Below are 13,574 nucleotides of genomic sequence, written 5' to 3' on the forward strand. Positions count from 1 at the left end.
GCCTCGCCGAGTGCGCCGCCGAAGATCCGGAAGTCGTGGGCGTAGGTGAAGACCGTGCGGCCGTGGACGGTGCCCCAGCCGACGATGACGCCGTCGGTGTGCGGCTTCCTGGCCTCCAGGCCGAAGCCGGTGGCGCGGTGCCGGCGCAGCGGCTCGACCTCGTGGAACGAGCCCTCGTCGAGGAGCAGCTCGATGCGCTCGCGGGCGGTCAGCTTGCCCTTGGCGTGCTGCGCCTCGGTGGCCTTCTCGCTCGGGCCGCGGCGGACCTGTTCGCGCAGCTCGTGCAACTCGGCGACCCGCCCGCGGGCGTCGGCCGGGATCTCCGGGATCTCGTCGCCGACCGGCGCCTCGTGCACAACCGTCATCTCGAACCACTCCAAGGGTGAGGGAACTGTCCGACAGCCAACGTCTGCATTGCCCCCGGCTGCGAATCACTTCTTCACTTATGACTGTACGAGGGGCCGCGCGCTGGATTCGGCGTCGAATCCGTACAAGGTCGCGTCCGATTAGATGTCGAAGGTGTACAGAAACCGGCCCGGATGGCCATGCGCGGAACGTGGCCGTTCGATTACACGGAATGTTCCGCCCGAATGTCTCCGGATGATCTGCTTCGGTGGAAACTTGCAGGTCAGAGCCTGCCCCTAAAGCGGGCGGCCGAGCGGCTCTAGCCGCCTTCAAGCCGGTCTTCAGCGCGGTGTGCAGGTGGCGCGGAACCGCTCCGAGAGCTGATCAGTCGTAGGGATACGCCAAAAACGCCGAAGCCCACCCGGAGGGGCTCCGGGTGGGCTGTCCGAGGGATGCGGGTCAGCTCTTGCGACCGTCCTCCGGCTCGTCCCTGCCGCGCAGTTCCTCCTCGCGGCGGCGCAGGTCGGCCTCCCACCGCTTGAGCATGTCCTCGTGCTGCTTGTCGTCCTTCTTCAACGAGGCCAGGAACTCCGGGTCGTCGTCCGGCGCGAGCGGGCGGCCGCCGCGCGGACGCTCGTACTCCGGGTAGCCGGTGGTGCGCCCCGCCGGGCGGGTCCGCAGGGCGCCGCGCTGCTTGCCCGCGACCAGCCACGCGATCGAACCGACCAGCGGGAAGAGCAGCACGATGATCACCCACACCACCTTGGGCAGGTGCTTCACCTCGTCCTCGGGCGTGGTCAGGCAGTCGATGAACGCCCACACCCACAGGATGAGCGGGAGCACGATGGTCAGAAGAATCCTCGGCACGGCGGCGATCTCCCCCGGCGACGGCGATGGCGGCGGGCCGGGTGCCTGAAGCGTGGGGGCTTCAAGGGGGCCCTTGACACGGGCCAGGCTATCGGGTGGCGGATACTGTCTCGCATGGCATACGACGATCTTCGCTCGTTTCTGCGGGCCCTCGACCGCGAGGGCGACCTCAAGCGCATCAAGGCCGAGGTGGACCCTCACCTGGAGATCGGCGAGATCGTCGACCGGGTGCAGAAGGCCAAGGGCCCGGCCCTGTTGTTCGAGAACGTCAAGGGCTCGTCGATGCCCCTGGCGATGAACGTCTTCGGCACCGAGCGCCGGCTCGCCAAGGCCCTCGGCCTCAAGGGCCCGGACGACATCGCCGAGAAGATCGCCGGCCTGCTGAAGCCGGAGCTGCCGCAGGGCTTCACCGGCTTCCGGGACGCCTTCGGCAAGCTCGCCTCGATGGCGCACGTGCCGCCGAAGCACGTGAAGTCCGGCGACGCGCCCGTGCACGAGGTCGTGCTCACCGGCGACGACGTCAACCTGGACGAGCTGCCCGCCCTCTTCACCTGGCCGCTGGACGGCGGCTCCTTCTTCAACCTGGGTCTCACCCACACCAAGGACCCGGACACCGGCATCCGCAACCTGGGCCTCTACCGGCTCCAGCGGCACGACCGGCGCACCATCGGCATGCACTGGCAGATCCACAAGGACAGCCGCAACCACGCCGCCGTGGCGGCCAGGCGCGGTGAGCGCCTGCCGGTCGCGATCGCCTTCGGCTGCCCGCCGGCCGTCACCTACGCCGCCACCGCGCCGCTGCCCGGTGACATCGACGAGTACCTGTTCGCCGGCTTCGTGGCGGGCGAGCGGGTGAAGATGGTCGACTGCAAGACGGTGCCGCTGCAGGTCCCGGCCGACGCCGAGGTGGTGCTCGAAGGCTGGCTGGAGCCCGGCGAGATGCTGCCCGAGGGCCCGTTCGGCGACCACACCGGCTTCTACACGCCGCAGGAGCCGTTCCCGGCGCTGACGATCGACTGCGTGACGATGCGCCGCCGTCCGATCCTGCAGTCCATCGTGGTCGGCCGCCCGCCGACGGAGGACGGCCCGCTGGGCAAGTTCACCGAGCGGTTCTTCCTGCCGCTGCTGAAGGTCATCATCCCGGACATCGTCGACTACGACCTGCCCGAGGCCGGCGGCTTCCACAACTGCGTGATCGTCTCGATCGACAAGAAGTACCCCAAGCACGCCCAGAAGACGATGCACGCCATCTGGGGCGCCCACATGATGTCGCTGACCAAGCTGATCATCGTGGTGGACTCCGACTGCGACGTCCACGACTACCAGGAAGTGGCCTGGCGCGCCTTCGGCAACGTCGACTACAGCCGCGACCTCACCGTCGTCGAGGGCCCGGTCGACCACCTCGACCACGCCTCCTACCAGCAGTTCTGGGGCGGCAAGGCGGGCATCGACGCGACCCGCAAGCTGCCCGAGGAGGGCTACACCCGGGACGGCGGCTGGCCCGAGATGGTCTCCTCCGACCCGGCCACGGCCGCCCTGGTGGACCGCCGCTGGAAGGAGTACGGGCTCTGATGAGTACCGCCGCCGCGCTACCGGAGGTCCCGCCGGGCAAGGTCAAGGCGTTCCTGCGGCTGGTGATGATCGAGCACTCGATCTTCGCCCTGCCCTTCGCCTACATCGCCGCACTCACGGCGATGTTCCTCGCCGACGAGCGGGTGCACTGGGGCGAGCTGTTCATCGTCACCGTCTGCATGGTCGGCCTGCGGACCTTCGCGATGGCCGCCAACCGGATCATCGACCGCGAGATCGACGCCCGGAACCCGCGCACCGCGGGACGCGAACTCGTCACCGGCGCGGTGTCGGTGAAGACCGCGTACGTCGGCTCGGCGATCGCGCTGGTGGTCTTCCTCGGCGCCGCCGCCCTGCTGAACCCGCTGTGCCTGGCGCTGGCCCCGGTGGCCGTCGTGCCGATGGTCGTCTACCCCTACGGCAAGCGGTTCACCGACTTCCCGCAGGCGATCCTCGGCCTCGCCCAGGCGATGGGCCCGGTCGGTGCCTGGCTGGCGGTCACCGGCTCCTGGTCCTGGGAGGCCGTGGTGCTCGGCGCGGCGGTCGGCATCTGGATCGGCGGCTTCGACCTGATCTACGCCTGCCAGGACGTCGAGTCCGACCGCGAGGGCGGGGTGCGCTCGGTGCCGGCCCGGTTCGGCGTCCCGGCGGCGGTGTGGGGTGCACGCGTCTGCCACGTGCTGACCACGCTGCTGCTCGGCTGGTACGCGGTGCTGACCGACGCCGGGGCGGCGTTCTGGCTCGGCCTCGCGGTGGTGGCCGGCGCCTTCGTGTACGAGCACACCATCGTGAAGCCGGGCGACCTGTCGAAGCTGAACCGGGCGTTCTTCCAGACGAACGGGTTCGTCGGGATCTCGCTGTTCTTCTTCGCGCTGGTGGACCTGGTCGTGCGCGGCCTCGGGATCTGACGCCAGCTCCTGCGCGGCTACTTGGCGCCCTCGTCGAGCGTGTGCTTGACGAGGGCGTTCGCGTGCCCGTGGCCGAGGCCGTGCTCGGCCTTGAGCCAGGCCACGAGCTCCATGTGCTTGGCCAGCGGGGAGGAGCGGATCAGCTCCTTCCAGTGCGCGATCGGGTGGCCGTACTTCTGCTCGATGGAGGGGAAGTAGCTGGCGGGGCCCTTGACGGCGTCGGTGCTCATGGTGGTGCTCTCCTGTCGTTTCGTCAGTTCGATCGTGCCGGGGGTGATTCTCACGCGGAGAGCCGGACGGCGAGAGTGCTCAGCCAGCCGAGCCCGAGCGCGGCGCCCGCGGTGAAGGCCAGGACGGTGGCGCCGGAGCCGACGAAGCCGGCCAGCACGCCGACGGGCATCAGGCGGGAGGCGAGCGCCCAGCCGCGCCGGCCGGTGGCGGCGAAGTGGCGGGCCAGAACGAGGAACGCGGCGCAGAGCGCGAGGTAGCCGACCGAGCCGCCGATCATGTGGACGGTGCCGTGGGCACTCAGCTCGGTCACCCGCCCCTCGGGCGCGCCGACCGGGAAGCCGGCCCCGGGGTCGGCCTCGAACGCGGCGCTGAGCAGGAAGGTCGCGCCGAACACCGCGATCAGGCGCGGCGCCCAGGTGCCGCCGTGGGTGTTGCGCAGGGCCTGGCGGAGGCCGGCCGCACCGGCGATCGTGAGGACGCCGGCGAGCAGGAAGTTCGCGGTCTGGATCCAGCCCGCGTCGCCGAGCGCGAGTTGGCTGATCGCATTGCGGGAGAAGTCGAAGCCCTCGCGGGTGAGGCCCTGGGCGATGCCGACGGCGAGGAACAGCGGTCCGGCGACGGCGCCTGCGGCGAGGAGCGTGCGGGTCGCGGGGGTGGAGGCGGTCAGCGGGGGGAGCGTGTTGGTCATGCCAGTAAGACCGGGCGCGTGAACGGAACTCATCGGCGGTGCGGATGTGATCCGGGTCACGGCGATAGTGGGACAAGCCCACTATCGCCGTTTGGGTTCCGAGGTTCGCGGAGGCTGGCTACCGTGGGCGGCCTGAAGCCCAAACACCGGTTCCTTGAAGGAGCATGGCATGGCTGTCGAGCACGACCCCTCGCACTCGCCCCGCGCGTACTACGGCGCGGAGCTGCGGCGCCTCCGAGAGTTGGCAGGACTGAGTCAGGAGGCCCTGGGGCAGCTGGTCTTCTGTTCGGGCGGCTACATCGGGCAGATGGAAGTGGCGGTGCGGAAGCCGCAGGAGGACCTGTCGAAGCGGCTGGACCAAGTACTCAAGACGGACGGGCACTTCCTGCGGGTGTACGAGATGGTGCGGAAGTCGTCGCGGTACGCCGACTACTTCGCTCATGCTGTCGAGCTGCAGTCGATGGCGCTGACCATCAGCGAGTTCTCACCGCTTCTGGTGCCGGGGCTGCTGCAGGCGCCTGACTATGCGCGTGCGCTCTTCGAGGCGGCGCAGCCGCTTCGGAAGGCTGCCGACAACGAGGAGATGGTCGCGGCCCGGATCGCTCGGTACGAGCTCCTGAACCGGCCGAACGCCCCGCTGTACTGGGTGATCCTTGATGAGGCGGTGTTGCGGAGGCCTGTCGGTGGGGCCTCCGTGATGGTGCGACAGATGAGCCATCTGGTCGAGCTGATCCAAGACCGGAAGGTGCTCATTCAAGTCGTGCCCTACTCCGCCGGCGCGCATGCGCTGTTGGTTGGTTCGCTCTGCCTGATGACCTTCGAGGACGCGCCGCCCACGGCCTATGTTGATGGGCTGTACACGGGGAACTTGATCGACGACCCGGCGCTCGTCGACCAGTGCTCGCTGGCCTACGATCTGGCCAGGGCCGCCGCATTGCCGCCGGAGGCGTCCCGAGCCATGATCGAATCGGCAGCTGAGGACTACGCGGATGCATCGAACTGAGCAGTGGCGCAAGAGCAGTTACAGCAGCGGCAACGCAAACGACAACTGCATCGAGGTGGACGACGCCCGCCCGGGTTCGGTCCGTGACTCGAAGGACCCCGAGGGCCCGCGTCTCCGTTTCACTCCGGATGCCTGGCAGGCCTTCGTGACCGCCACCGTCAACGGCGAGTTCGGTACCGCCTGACGCACCATTCGACGTGAGGCCGCCTCCCGGTCAGCCGGGAGGCGGCCTTCGGCTTTCAGGTGGCGATGAGGCGCACCCGGCCCTCGCAGAGTCTGGCCATGTCATCGATGTCCGAGGTGAGCATGGCCACTGGCCCCGGCTGCCTCAGTGCCGTCACGGCGACGGTCGCGTCGATTGCGTACTCGTGCCCGTGCAGGCCGACGCGCTTCAGGAGGTCTGCTGCAGCCTTGGCGGTGTCTTCGGTGACCGCCTCGACCTTGACTCGGGACAGCGCCCAGTTCAGGCGGGCCAGGTTCACGCGGGCGTGCATGACTTCGACGATGGTGTTGGCGCAGACGACGAAGTCGGCGGCCATGGCCTGGAACACCTGGAGCTTGGCCAGTGTGTGCCGATCCTGCGCGATCCAGGTGGACAGCCCCTGGGAGTCCAGGACCAGGGTCTCGAATCGCTCGGTCACGCGGCGTTCGCCGGGCGTCCCGGGCCTTCCGATCCGAAGATCTCTGCGCGGGCCTGGGCGAGCTCTTCCTCGGTGAAAGCTCCGTGCTCCTCCTGGTAGCGGCGGAGATCCTCACCGAGCAGCTGGTTCCTGATCTGCCGGGCCACCGCTTCGGCGACGTAGCCGGAGACATTGTCCGTGAGCTTCTTGAGCTCCGCGACCTGCTCCGTCGGCAGGGTGACCGTGATGCGGGTAGTGGCTCCCATGGGGCGAGCATACTGCAATATGCGCCACGCGTCGGCGCGGTCGCCGGGCTTCGTCGCCCGGCCCCGCTCAGACTGCCGCGAGGAACTCGCGGACGGCGGTGGCGAATGCGTCGGGGGCGGCGGTGTGGACGAGGTGGTCGGCGTCCAGTTCGGCGGCGGTGGTGCCGGGGCGGCGCTCGACCATGTCACGGACCTGCTCCGGCGGGATGACGCCCTTGGTGCCGTGGACCAGGAGGGCCGGGCAGCCGGTGGCCGTCCAGTCGGCCCAGTGGTCGCCGTGCACCTGGTCCTCGGACCGGTACATCTCCTGCGGGTGGAAGGGCAGCCGCCAGCTGCCGTCCGGGTTCTCCCGCAGCCGGTCGGAGAAGTAGGGCGCGGCCGGGCCCAGGCCGGCGATCAGTGCCTCGCGGGTGGGGGCGTCGTACGGCAGGTTCAGCAGGAAGCCGAACGGGTTCGATCCGTCCAGGCCGAGCGCGGCGGCGCCCTCGGCGTTGACCAGGGCGCTGACCCGCTGGGGGTGGCGGGCGGCGAACTGGTAGGCGTTGATGGCGCCGAGGGAGTGGCCGAGCAGCACGACCTGGTCCAACTGCAGGTGGTCCAGGAGGGCTTCGAGGTCGGAGAGGTAGCCCTCCCGCGCGTAGTCGGCGGCCCGGTCGGACTCGCCCTGGCCGCGCTGGTCCGGGGCGATCACGCGCCACTCGGGGCCGAGTGCCCGGGCGAGGTGGGCGAAGGTGGCGCCCTCGGAGAGGTGCCCGTGCAGTGCGACCAGCGGCCGGCCGGTGCCGCCGAAGTCGAGGTAGGAGAGCCGGCGCCCGTCGATGAACAGCTCGGAGCGGGTGGCGCCGGTGTCGGTCGCGGTCATGTCGTTCATTGCGGAAACCCCCTGGTGTGGTTGACGGGGACAACTCTAGGAGTGATTGGACGAATGTGCAAGACGACCGTTTAAGACACTCGTCTCAGGCTACTCGTAGTCGGAATAGTAGCCATGGACATAATGTCCATGTACTCTATTCGCATGAGCAAGGGTTCACCGGGTCCCACGCCCGGCTTCCTGGTGTGGCGGCTCGCCAACAAGTGGCGCGTCGCGGTCGATCGGGCGGTGGCTCCGCTGGGCCTCACCCACGCGCAGTACTCACTGGTCGCGTCGCTGCACGGCATGCAGCGCGCCGGCGAGCGGCCGAGTCAGCGCCGCCTCGCCGACCACACCGGCCTGGAGGCGCTGTACGTCTCCAAGCTGGCGCGGGCCCTGGAGTCGGCCGGCCTGATCGAGCGCACCCGCGATCCCCGCGACCCGCGTGCCGTGCAGCTCGCCCTCACCGAGCAGGGCGAGACCGTCACGCGGCAGGCCATCGCGGTGGTCCAGGACCTGCACCAGCAGTTGCTGGAGCCGCTCGGTGGCCTCGACGCCCCGCGGACGCGGGCGTTCACCGACGAGCTGAGGACCCTGCTCGACGCACGTCTCGCTCCATCCGTACCGAACGACGAGAGCACGCAGGAGACAACACCATGACCACCACCGCACCCGTTGCCGACGCCCGCCTCCTCGGCCTGGCCCACTACGCCGCCCGCGGCGTCCTGGAGCTCGTCCTGGCCCGGCACGGCGTCACGTTCCAGCAGCAGATCGCCCTGCGCGCCGCCATCACCGCCGACGCGCCGCGGACGCCGGACGAGCTCGTCGACCAGGTCCGGGGCTCCCTCAAGGCCGATCGGGCCGACATCCGCGCCACGCTCGACGAGCTGCTGGCCCAGGGGCTGCTCGTCGCCGACGGCGCGCACCTGCTCCCCACGGACGCGGGGAGCGAGCTGCTGGCCGCCGTCGCCGCGGACACCGCTCCCGTCACCGCCCGCGTCTGGGGCGGGATTCCCGCGGAGGACCTGGCCGCCGCCGGCCGCGTCCTCGCCCTGGTCGCCGAGCGGGCGAACGCGGAGTTCGCGGCGCTGACCGCCTGAGCACCCGGCCCGGCCCGGCGCGGGCCCCGGCGCAGGTCCTAGCATCGGCGCATGATAGACAAGGCCACCGACTTCCGCTCCGACCGGATCGGCAGCGCGCTCCGGGATGAGAACCCCACCGTCATGCGCCGGCTCGACGCCGGGTTCGCCGTGATCGGGGACGTGCAGTTCCTGCCCGGGTACTCGATCCTGCTCACCGACGAGCCGGGCGTCGAGCGGCTGTCCGACCTCCCCCGGCCGCGCCGGCTCGCGTACCTCGCGGACATGGACCGGCTCGGCGAGGCGGTCGAACGCGCCTGCCGGGCCGCCGATCCGGCGTTCCGGCGGGTGAACCTGGAGATCCTCGGCAACCAGGACGCCTTCCTGCACGCCCACGTCTGGCCCCGCTTCGACTGGGAGCCGGAGCACCTGGTGCGCAAGCCCGTCTGGCTCTACCCGCCCGACCACTGGCGCGACGAGCGGTACGCCCTCGGCCCGCGGCACGACGCGATCCGCGCCGCCATCACCGCCGAACTCGACGCCCTGCGCTGACTCCGACCCGCCGGTCCCGCCCGCCCCGGGCTGTCAGCGGTCCGGGGTGAGGAGGGGCTTGATGTCCAGGACCGGGGTCCCGGCGAGCGCTTCGAGATTGCGGACGTGGACGCGCGTGCCGGCGACGGCGAGGATGTGGACGGTGTGCAGCCCGATCGGGTTGGGGCGGTCGGGTGCGCGGGTGGCGAAGACGCCGGTGAGCGGACGACCGGTGTCGCCGCGCGGGCGAACGGTGAGCGTGTGGCGGTCGGCGCGGTCGAGCCAGGTGAGCAGCAGGACGTCGGTGCCCGGGGTCAGGCCGTCCAGGGCCGGGGCGTACCGGTCGTCGAAGGCGAGCCAGGCGTCGGGAGCGCCCTCGTCGGGCTGCCGGGGTGCCGCCGCCCGCTCGGTCAGCGTCGACTCGACGCGTCCGACCGGGCGCAGTGTGTATTCGGTCAAGAGCTCTCGATCCTTCCCCGGTGGGTGTGGCGGCGTCTTGTCCCGGCCTCGTCCGTCAGTGCGGCTCGAACGGCCAGGTCGAGCGGACGTGGGCGAGTTGCCGGCGCTGGGCGTCGATCCAGTCGTCGGGCAGGCGTACCAGCACGGTGGTCGAGGTGAGCGACGCCGCCGCGTCCCGGACCGTCACTTCGATCGCGTTGAGGGGGCCGTGCGGGGTGCCGTAGGTGCCCCGCGGGGTGATCCGGATCTCCGGGTTGCGGCCGTCGTCCATCCAGTCGACCGGCTCGCCGGCGGCGAGCCGGTCGAGGGCCTGCGCCCAGTCGTCCAGGTCCTCGGGGAGCAGGTAGACCTCGCGGAGGCGGCCGTTCGCGAACTCGCTGGCCACGGTGATGTCCGCCTCGAAACAGCCGTCCCAGAAGGGGCCGTTGGTGGTCGTCGGCCCGGTCACGCGGACGACGACGCTGTTCTCGTCGTCGGCGAGGCGGACGAGGTCCACTGGACCGTTCGTGGTCACAATCTGCCCATTCCGGCGAGGAGTTGACTGTTTCGCAGACCGACTACCGCGCTGCGTCAGCGGCGTGTTACCGTCCGCGACGTCAGCCGAAAAGAGGAAGACCCCAGCGGTGCAGCAACACCCCGGGGTCTGGCACCAGGAGCAGCAACTCCAGATGCAGATTCATCGTAGCGCGCATGCGCGCTCTTTCACCGTGCTGCCGAACGGTCTGTTGCAGGACCGCCGGCTCAGCTACACCGCCCGAGGCCTTCTCGTCGACCTGCTCTCCCGGCCCGACGGCTGGCGCGAGGACGGACGGCAGATGGCCGACGCCAGCCCGCAGGGGCGCGGCACCGTCCGACGGGCGCTCAAGGAGCTGACGGCGGCCGGGTATTACCGCGTGGACCGGGTGCGGATGCCGGACGGGACCGTGCGTTCGCAGGCGCACGTCTACGACACCCCGCAGCTCGCGGCGGCGCCGTGTACCGCCCGTCCGGTCGCCGGTGGGGCGAAGGCCGGTGGCCGTGTCGGCCCTCCCGTAAAGGAACGGGAACAAGCACCCACCCTCCCGGCCGAGTTGCCCGACGAGCAGACCCGCGCCTCGGTCGCCGCGCTGTACCGGGCGATCCGGCCGGAGCCGCGCCTGTGGCTGGGCGAGCGCGAGGCGCTCGCCCTCGCGCCGCTCGTCGCCGAGTGGCTGCGACGCGGCACCACCGAGGCGGAGTTGGCCCGGGCCCTGGTGTCCGACCTGCCGGCGACCGTGCAATCCCCGGTGGGCGTGCTCCGCAGCCGCCTGGAGCGGAAGATGCCGCCCGAACGAGGGACCCCCGGTACGCCGCCCGCCCGGTACGCCGAATGCGGCAGGTGCCACGATCCGGTGTCCCACCCGGGCATCTGCCGCGCCTGCGCGGGCCTGGCACCGCGACCGCTCACGGTCGGCGGCGGCCACGAGGCGACCGCCGCCGGAGCCGCCCGCGCCCGCCTCGCCCTGCGCGGCCGCCGCTTCGCCGAGGGAGCCGCCCCGGCCCTGGGCTGAGACGCCCGTATTCCCGGTGGCGGGGGACGCCACCCGATCCCGTGAACTTCCCCGTCGGCCCGGGCGAGTCGCTCAACTCGCCTCTAGGCTCCGGGGCATGGACATCGTGATCCCGCTCTTCGACCGCTTCGAGCCCCTGGACGCCGTCGGCCCGTACGAGATCCTCGGGTACGTGCCGGGCGCGCGGGTGCGCTTCGTCGCTCCCGAACCGGGCCGGGTCACCGATGCGCTGGGCGCGCTCACGGTGGAGGTGCCGACCAGGTACTCGGAGGTGGACGCCTGCGACGTGCTGCTCGTGCCCGGCGGGCACGGCACCGACGCCCTGGTGGCCGACCCGGACTTCCTCGACTGGGTGCGGGCCGTGCACGCCACCACCCGGTTCACCGTCTCGGTCTGCACCGGCTCCCTCGTGCTCGCTGCCGCCGGCCTGCTCAAGGGGCTCACCGCCACCACCCACTGGGGCGCCGCCGACGCCCTGGAGAGCCACGGCGCCACCTACACCGCCGAGCGCGTCGTCCGGCACGAGGACGAGCGGATCATCACCTCGGCCGGGGTGTCGTCCGGCATCGACATGGCCGTCCGGCTCGCCGCCCTGCTCACCGACGACGTCACCGCCCAGGCGATCCAGCTCTGCACCGAGTACGACCCGCAGCCGCCGTTCGACTCCGGCTCGCTGGCCAAGGCGCCGGCCGCCGTGGTGGAGCGCACCCGCACCCTCGGCTGAGAGGCTCAGCCGGTCAGGCCGCGCCGGAACCGGACACCCGGGCGGTCGCCGATGGCGATCTCCCCGACGGCGGCGAAGCCGGTGCGGCGCAGCACGGCCATGGAGGCCGCGTTGTCCAGCGTGGTCCGCGCCGTGAGCGCGGACAGCCCGTACTCGGCCGCCGCCAGCCGGCAGACCTCCAGCACCGCGGCCGTCGCCACGCCCCGGCCGGCGGCCCGCTCGCCGATGCGGTAGCCGAGTTCGGCCTCGCCGTGCTCGACGTCCACCAGGTTCACCCGGCCGAGCAGCGCCCCGCCCTCGTCCACGACGAGGTGGAAGTGGCAGATGCCGGCGTCCTGTTCGGCGAGCAGCGCGGCGTGCCGCTCGGCGAACCGGTGGAAGTACGCGTCCCCGCGGTCCGGCACCGACCGGGCGAAGTACTCCCGGTTCGCCCGCTCGAACGCCAGCACGGCGTCCGCATGGTCGGCCCGCAGCCGCTCCAGCCTGATCGCGATCACGTCGGCCAGCATAGGTGGCCCCGGGCCCGATCGTCCCTACACTGAGGGCCCACCGGCCTTTTGTGACAGGAGAGTTCCATGGGGGCAGCCAGGATCGCGGTGGTGACCAGTCTCGCCGGCGCGGAGCTCGACTCCGACCTCCCGCTGCTCGTCGACGCGCTGCGGGCCGACGGCCTGGCGGCGGATCCGGTGGCCTGGGACGCCGACGTGCCGGGGTGGGAACGGTTCGACCTGGCGGTGATCCGGTCGACCTGGGACTACGCGGAGCGGCTCGGCGAGTTCCTGGCCTGGGCCGATGCGACGGCCCGCGCCACCCGGCTCCGGAACCCGGCGCCGGTGGTGCGCTGGAACGCCGACAAGCGCTACCTGCTGGAACTGGCCGGGCGCGGCGTCCCCGTCGTGCCGACCCGGATCGTCGACCCGGGAACGCCCTACGGAGAGAGCGACTTCGATGACGCGGACGGCGTGGTGGTCAAGCCCGCGGTCTCCGCCGGGGCCCGGGACACCGCGCGCTACGAGCCCGGCCGGGCCGCGGACGCCGCCCGCCACGCCCGGATGCTGCTGGACCAGGGCCGCACGGTCATGGTCCAGCCGTACCTGCCCCTGGTGGAGGAGGGCGAGCGGGCGCTGGTCTTCATCGGCGGCGCCTTCAGCCACGCGATCCGCAAGGGGCCGGTGCTGACCGAGCCCGGAGTGATCGACAACTGCCGGATGCCGCACCCCGACGTCGCCTCCTACCGGCCGACGGAGGCGGAGCTCCGGACCGCCCGGGCGGCCCTGGCGGCAGCCCCGTCCTCCCCGGAGCTGCTGTTCGCCAGGGTGGACCTGGCGCTGGACCAGGCCAGGGAGCCCGCGGTGATGGAACTGGAGCTCATCGAGCCGAACCTGTTCCTCGGGCACAGCCCGGAAGGCCTGCAGCGCCTCGTGGCCGCCGTGGCCGCTAGCTGTTGAGGTAAGCGTCGTACTGGGCCGCCGTGAGCAGGCCGTTCAGCTCGGAGGGGGTCGTGATCGTGATCTCGATCAGCCAGCCGTCGCCGTACGGGTCGTGATTGATGTCCTCGGGGACGCCGCCGCTGGTCAGCTCGTCGTTCACCGCGGCGACCGACCCGGCGAGCGGCATGAAGAGCTCGCTCACCGACTTCACCGACTCCACGGTGCCGAACGGCTCGCCCGTGTCGAGCTTGCGACCCACCTCCGGCAGTTCGACGAAGACGATGTCCCCGAGCTGCTTCTGGGCGAAGTCCGTGATGCCGATGCGCACCCGGTCCTGCCCCACGGGCAGGGCCCACTCGTGGTCCTTGGTGTACTTGCGGTCGTCCGGGGTGGACGTCATGGGAGCCTCCGTCGAATCATCCTGCTGGCTGACGGTGCGTCAGTCGCGGGGATGAGCCTGCCGCAGATTCCCGCT

21 protein-coding genes are annotated in these 13,574 nt (G+C 71.2%); 10 read left to right on the forward strand and 11 right to left on the reverse strand.

Features of this window, described 5'->3' with window-relative positions; all coding sequences use genetic code 11:
- Window positions 1–365: carboxyl transferase domain-containing protein (locus ACFVHB_RS00005; RefSeq protein WP_380313938.1), on the reverse strand; the 365-nt coding region annotated here is incomplete at its 3' end.
- A gap of 439 nt (window positions 366–804) precedes the next feature.
- Window positions 805–1,212, reverse strand: coding sequence for a PLD nuclease N-terminal domain-containing protein (locus ACFVHB_RS00010; RefSeq protein WP_380313939.1), 408 nt, complete (start codon window positions 1,210–1,212; stop codon window positions 805–807).
- A 114-nt stretch (window positions 1,213–1,326) separates the two neighbouring features.
- Here ACFVHB_RS00010 and ACFVHB_RS00015 point away from each other — a divergent pair, with 114 nt between their 5' ends.
- Both ACFVHB_RS00015 and mqnP read left to right on the forward strand, forming a co-directional pair.
- Window positions 1,327–2,784 (forward strand): menaquinone biosynthesis decarboxylase, encoded by a 1,458-nt coding sequence (locus ACFVHB_RS00015; protein WP_380313940.1) that lies wholly within the window; start codon window positions 1,327–1,329, stop codon window positions 2,782–2,784.
- Complete coding sequence (gene mqnP, locus ACFVHB_RS00020; RefSeq protein ID WP_380314248.1) at window positions 2,781–3,689, forward strand: menaquinone biosynthesis prenyltransferase MqnP; 909 nt, start codon at window positions 2,781–2,783, stop codon at window positions 3,687–3,689. The genes ACFVHB_RS00015 and mqnP overlap by 4 nt, the downstream gene beginning before the upstream one ends.
- Before the next feature lie 17 nt (window positions 3,690–3,706).
- Here mqnP and ACFVHB_RS00025 read toward each other — a convergent pair whose 3' ends face one another.
- Together ACFVHB_RS00025 and ACFVHB_RS00030 are read right to left on the reverse strand one after the other, a co-directional pair.
- Window positions 3,707–3,919, reverse strand: coding sequence for a DUF4287 domain-containing protein (locus ACFVHB_RS00025; protein WP_380313941.1), 213 nt, complete (start codon window positions 3,917–3,919; stop codon window positions 3,707–3,709).
- Between the two features lie 50 nt (window positions 3,920–3,969).
- Window positions 3,970–4,608 carry a DUF998 domain-containing protein gene (locus ACFVHB_RS00030; RefSeq protein WP_380313942.1) on the reverse strand — a complete coding sequence of 213 codons (639 nt, stop codon included), beginning with the start codon at window positions 4,606–4,608 and terminating at the stop codon, window positions 3,970–3,972.
- Between the two features lie 169 nt (window positions 4,609–4,777).
- On the opposite strand from ACFVHB_RS00030, the gene ACFVHB_RS00035 reads away from it, so the two are divergent.
- Complete coding sequence (locus tag ACFVHB_RS00035) at window positions 4,778–5,611, forward strand: Scr1 family TA system antitoxin-like transcriptional regulator (RefSeq protein WP_380313943.1); 834 nt, start codon at window positions 4,778–4,780, stop codon at window positions 5,609–5,611.
- Window positions 5,598–5,795: a DUF397 domain-containing protein gene (locus tag ACFVHB_RS00040; RefSeq protein ID WP_380313944.1), complete on the forward strand. Its 198-nt coding sequence runs from the start codon at window positions 5,598–5,600 to the stop codon at window positions 5,793–5,795. The genes ACFVHB_RS00035 and ACFVHB_RS00040 overlap by 14 nt, the downstream gene beginning before the upstream one ends.
- Before the next feature lie 55 nt (window positions 5,796–5,850).
- Here ACFVHB_RS00040 and ACFVHB_RS00045 read toward each other — a convergent pair whose 3' ends face one another.
- From ACFVHB_RS00045 to ACFVHB_RS00055, 3 genes are all read right to left on the reverse strand, one after another.
- Window positions 5,851–6,252 (reverse strand): DNA-binding protein, encoded by a 402-nt coding sequence (locus ACFVHB_RS00045; RefSeq protein WP_380313945.1) that lies wholly within the window; start codon window positions 6,250–6,252, stop codon window positions 5,851–5,853.
- Window positions 6,249–6,497: a hypothetical protein gene (locus tag ACFVHB_RS00050; RefSeq protein ID WP_380313946.1), complete on the reverse strand. Its 249-nt coding sequence runs from the start codon at window positions 6,495–6,497 to the stop codon at window positions 6,249–6,251. The genes ACFVHB_RS00045 and ACFVHB_RS00050 overlap by 4 nt, the downstream gene beginning before the upstream one ends.
- A 67-nt stretch (window positions 6,498–6,564) precedes the next feature.
- Entirely contained in the window at window positions 6,565–7,359 is a 795-nt protein-coding gene (locus ACFVHB_RS00055) for an alpha/beta fold hydrolase (RefSeq protein ID WP_380313947.1), read from the reverse strand.
- A 153-nt stretch (window positions 7,360–7,512) separates the two neighbouring features.
- Here ACFVHB_RS00055 and ACFVHB_RS00060 point away from each other — a divergent pair, with 153 nt between their 5' ends.
- The 3 genes from ACFVHB_RS00060 to ACFVHB_RS00070 are packed head-to-tail and all read left to right on the forward strand — an operon-like array spanning window position 7,513 to window position 8,978.
- Complete coding sequence (locus ACFVHB_RS00060; RefSeq protein WP_380313948.1) at window positions 7,513–8,007, forward strand: MarR family winged helix-turn-helix transcriptional regulator; 495 nt, start codon at window positions 7,513–7,515, stop codon at window positions 8,005–8,007.
- Window positions 8,004–8,447, forward strand: a complete 444-nt coding sequence (locus ACFVHB_RS00065) for a MarR family transcriptional regulator (protein WP_380313949.1) — start codon at window positions 8,004–8,006, stop codon at window positions 8,445–8,447. The genes ACFVHB_RS00060 and ACFVHB_RS00065 overlap by 4 nt, the downstream gene beginning before the upstream one ends.
- 51 nt (window positions 8,448–8,498) lie before the next feature.
- Complete coding sequence (locus ACFVHB_RS00070) at window positions 8,499–8,978, forward strand: diadenosine tetraphosphate hydrolase (RefSeq protein WP_380313950.1); 480 nt, start codon at window positions 8,499–8,501, stop codon at window positions 8,976–8,978.
- Window positions 8,979–9,011: 33 nt separating this feature from the next.
- On the opposite strand, the gene tsaA is transcribed toward ACFVHB_RS00070, so the two are convergent.
- Window positions 9,012–9,416: a tRNA (N6-threonylcarbamoyladenosine(37)-N6)-methyltransferase TrmO gene (gene tsaA / locus ACFVHB_RS00075; RefSeq protein ID WP_380313951.1), complete on the reverse strand. Its 405-nt coding sequence runs from the start codon at window positions 9,414–9,416 to the stop codon at window positions 9,012–9,014.
- 55 nt (window positions 9,417–9,471) lie between these two features.
- Window positions 9,472–9,912 carry a DUF5959 family protein gene (locus tag ACFVHB_RS00080; RefSeq protein ID WP_380313952.1) on the reverse strand — a complete coding sequence of 147 codons (441 nt, stop codon included), beginning with the start codon at window positions 9,910–9,912 and terminating at the stop codon, window positions 9,472–9,474.
- A gap of 172 nt (window positions 9,913–10,084) precedes the next feature.
- Here ACFVHB_RS00080 and ACFVHB_RS00085 point away from each other — a divergent pair, with 172 nt between their 5' ends.
- Both ACFVHB_RS00085 and ACFVHB_RS00090 read left to right on the forward strand, forming a co-directional pair.
- On the forward strand, window positions 10,085–10,945 hold the full coding sequence (locus ACFVHB_RS00085; protein WP_380313953.1) for a hypothetical protein: 861 nt from the start codon (window positions 10,085–10,087) through the stop codon (window positions 10,943–10,945).
- 97 nt (window positions 10,946–11,042) lie between these two features.
- A complete protein-coding gene (locus ACFVHB_RS00090) occupies window positions 11,043–11,669 on the forward strand; it encodes a DJ-1/PfpI family protein (protein WP_380313954.1) in 627 nt (208 codons plus the stop codon).
- A gap of 5 nt (window positions 11,670–11,674) precedes the next feature.
- Here ACFVHB_RS00090 and ACFVHB_RS00095 read toward each other — a convergent pair whose 3' ends face one another.
- Window positions 11,675–12,178: a GNAT family N-acetyltransferase gene (locus tag ACFVHB_RS00095; protein ID WP_380313955.1), complete on the reverse strand. Its 504-nt coding sequence runs from the start codon at window positions 12,176–12,178 to the stop codon at window positions 11,675–11,677.
- A gap of 66 nt (window positions 12,179–12,244) precedes the next feature.
- On the opposite strand from ACFVHB_RS00095, the gene ACFVHB_RS00100 reads away from it, so the two are divergent.
- On the forward strand, window positions 12,245–13,117 hold the full coding sequence (locus tag ACFVHB_RS00100) for a RimK family alpha-L-glutamate ligase (RefSeq protein ID WP_380313956.1): 873 nt from the start codon (window positions 12,245–12,247) through the stop codon (window positions 13,115–13,117).
- On the opposite strand, the gene gcvH is transcribed toward ACFVHB_RS00100, so the two are convergent.
- On the reverse strand, window positions 13,107–13,499 hold the full coding sequence (gene gcvH, locus ACFVHB_RS00105) for a glycine cleavage system protein GcvH (protein ID WP_380313957.1): 393 nt from the start codon (window positions 13,497–13,499) through the stop codon (window positions 13,107–13,109). The two genes, ACFVHB_RS00100 and gcvH, sit on opposite strands and share 11 nt — an antisense overlap.
- Window positions 13,500–13,574: the final 75 nt, after the last annotated feature.

Origin of the sequence: Kitasatospora sp. NPDC127111, assembly GCF_042677465.1 — a bacterium.
Lineage (GTDB): Bacteria > Actinomycetota > Actinomycetes > Streptomycetales > Streptomycetaceae > Kitasatospora.

Coding starts and splice junctions, on each gene's coding strand:
- ACFVHB_RS00015 (WP_380313940.1), top strand. CDS start 1,327: ATGGCATACGACGATCTTCGCTCGTTTCTGCGGGCCCTCGACCGCGAG.
- ACFVHB_RS00025 (WP_380313941.1), bottom strand. CDS start 3,919: ATGAGCACCGACGCCGTCAAGGGCCCCGCCAGCTACTTCCCCTCCATC.
- ACFVHB_RS00030 (WP_380313942.1), bottom strand. CDS start 4,608: ATGACCAACACGCTCCCCCCGCTGACCGCCTCCACCCCCGCGACCCGC.
- ACFVHB_RS00035 (WP_380313943.1), top strand. CDS start 4,778: ATGGCTGTCGAGCACGACCCCTCGCACTCGCCCCGCGCGTACTACGGC.
- ACFVHB_RS00040 (WP_380313944.1), top strand. CDS start 5,598: ATGCATCGAACTGAGCAGTGGCGCAAGAGCAGTTACAGCAGCGGCAAC.
- ACFVHB_RS00050 (WP_380313946.1), bottom strand. CDS start 6,497: ATGGGAGCCACTACCCGCATCACGGTCACCCTGCCGACGGAGCAGGTC.
- ACFVHB_RS00055 (WP_380313947.1), bottom strand. CDS start 7,359: ATGACCGCGACCGACACCGGCGCCACCCGCTCCGAGCTGTTCATCGAC.
- ACFVHB_RS00060 (WP_380313948.1), top strand. CDS start 7,513: ATGAGCAAGGGTTCACCGGGTCCCACGCCCGGCTTCCTGGTGTGGCGG.
- ACFVHB_RS00065 (WP_380313949.1), top strand. CDS start 8,004: ATGACCACCACCGCACCCGTTGCCGACGCCCGCCTCCTCGGCCTGGCC.
- ACFVHB_RS00070 (WP_380313950.1), top strand. CDS start 8,499: ATGATAGACAAGGCCACCGACTTCCGCTCCGACCGGATCGGCAGCGCG.
- ACFVHB_RS00085 (WP_380313953.1), top strand. CDS start 10,085: ATGCAGATTCATCGTAGCGCGCATGCGCGCTCTTTCACCGTGCTGCCG.
- ACFVHB_RS00090 (WP_380313954.1), top strand. CDS start 11,043: ATGGACATCGTGATCCCGCTCTTCGACCGCTTCGAGCCCCTGGACGCC.
- ACFVHB_RS00095 (WP_380313955.1), bottom strand. CDS start 12,178: ATGCTGGCCGACGTGATCGCGATCAGGCTGGAGCGGCTGCGGGCCGAC.
- ACFVHB_RS00100 (WP_380313956.1), top strand. CDS start 12,245: ATGGGGGCAGCCAGGATCGCGGTGGTGACCAGTCTCGCCGGCGCGGAG.
- gcvH (WP_380313957.1), bottom strand. CDS start 13,499: ATGACGTCCACCCCGGACGACCGCAAGTACACCAAGGACCACGAGTGG.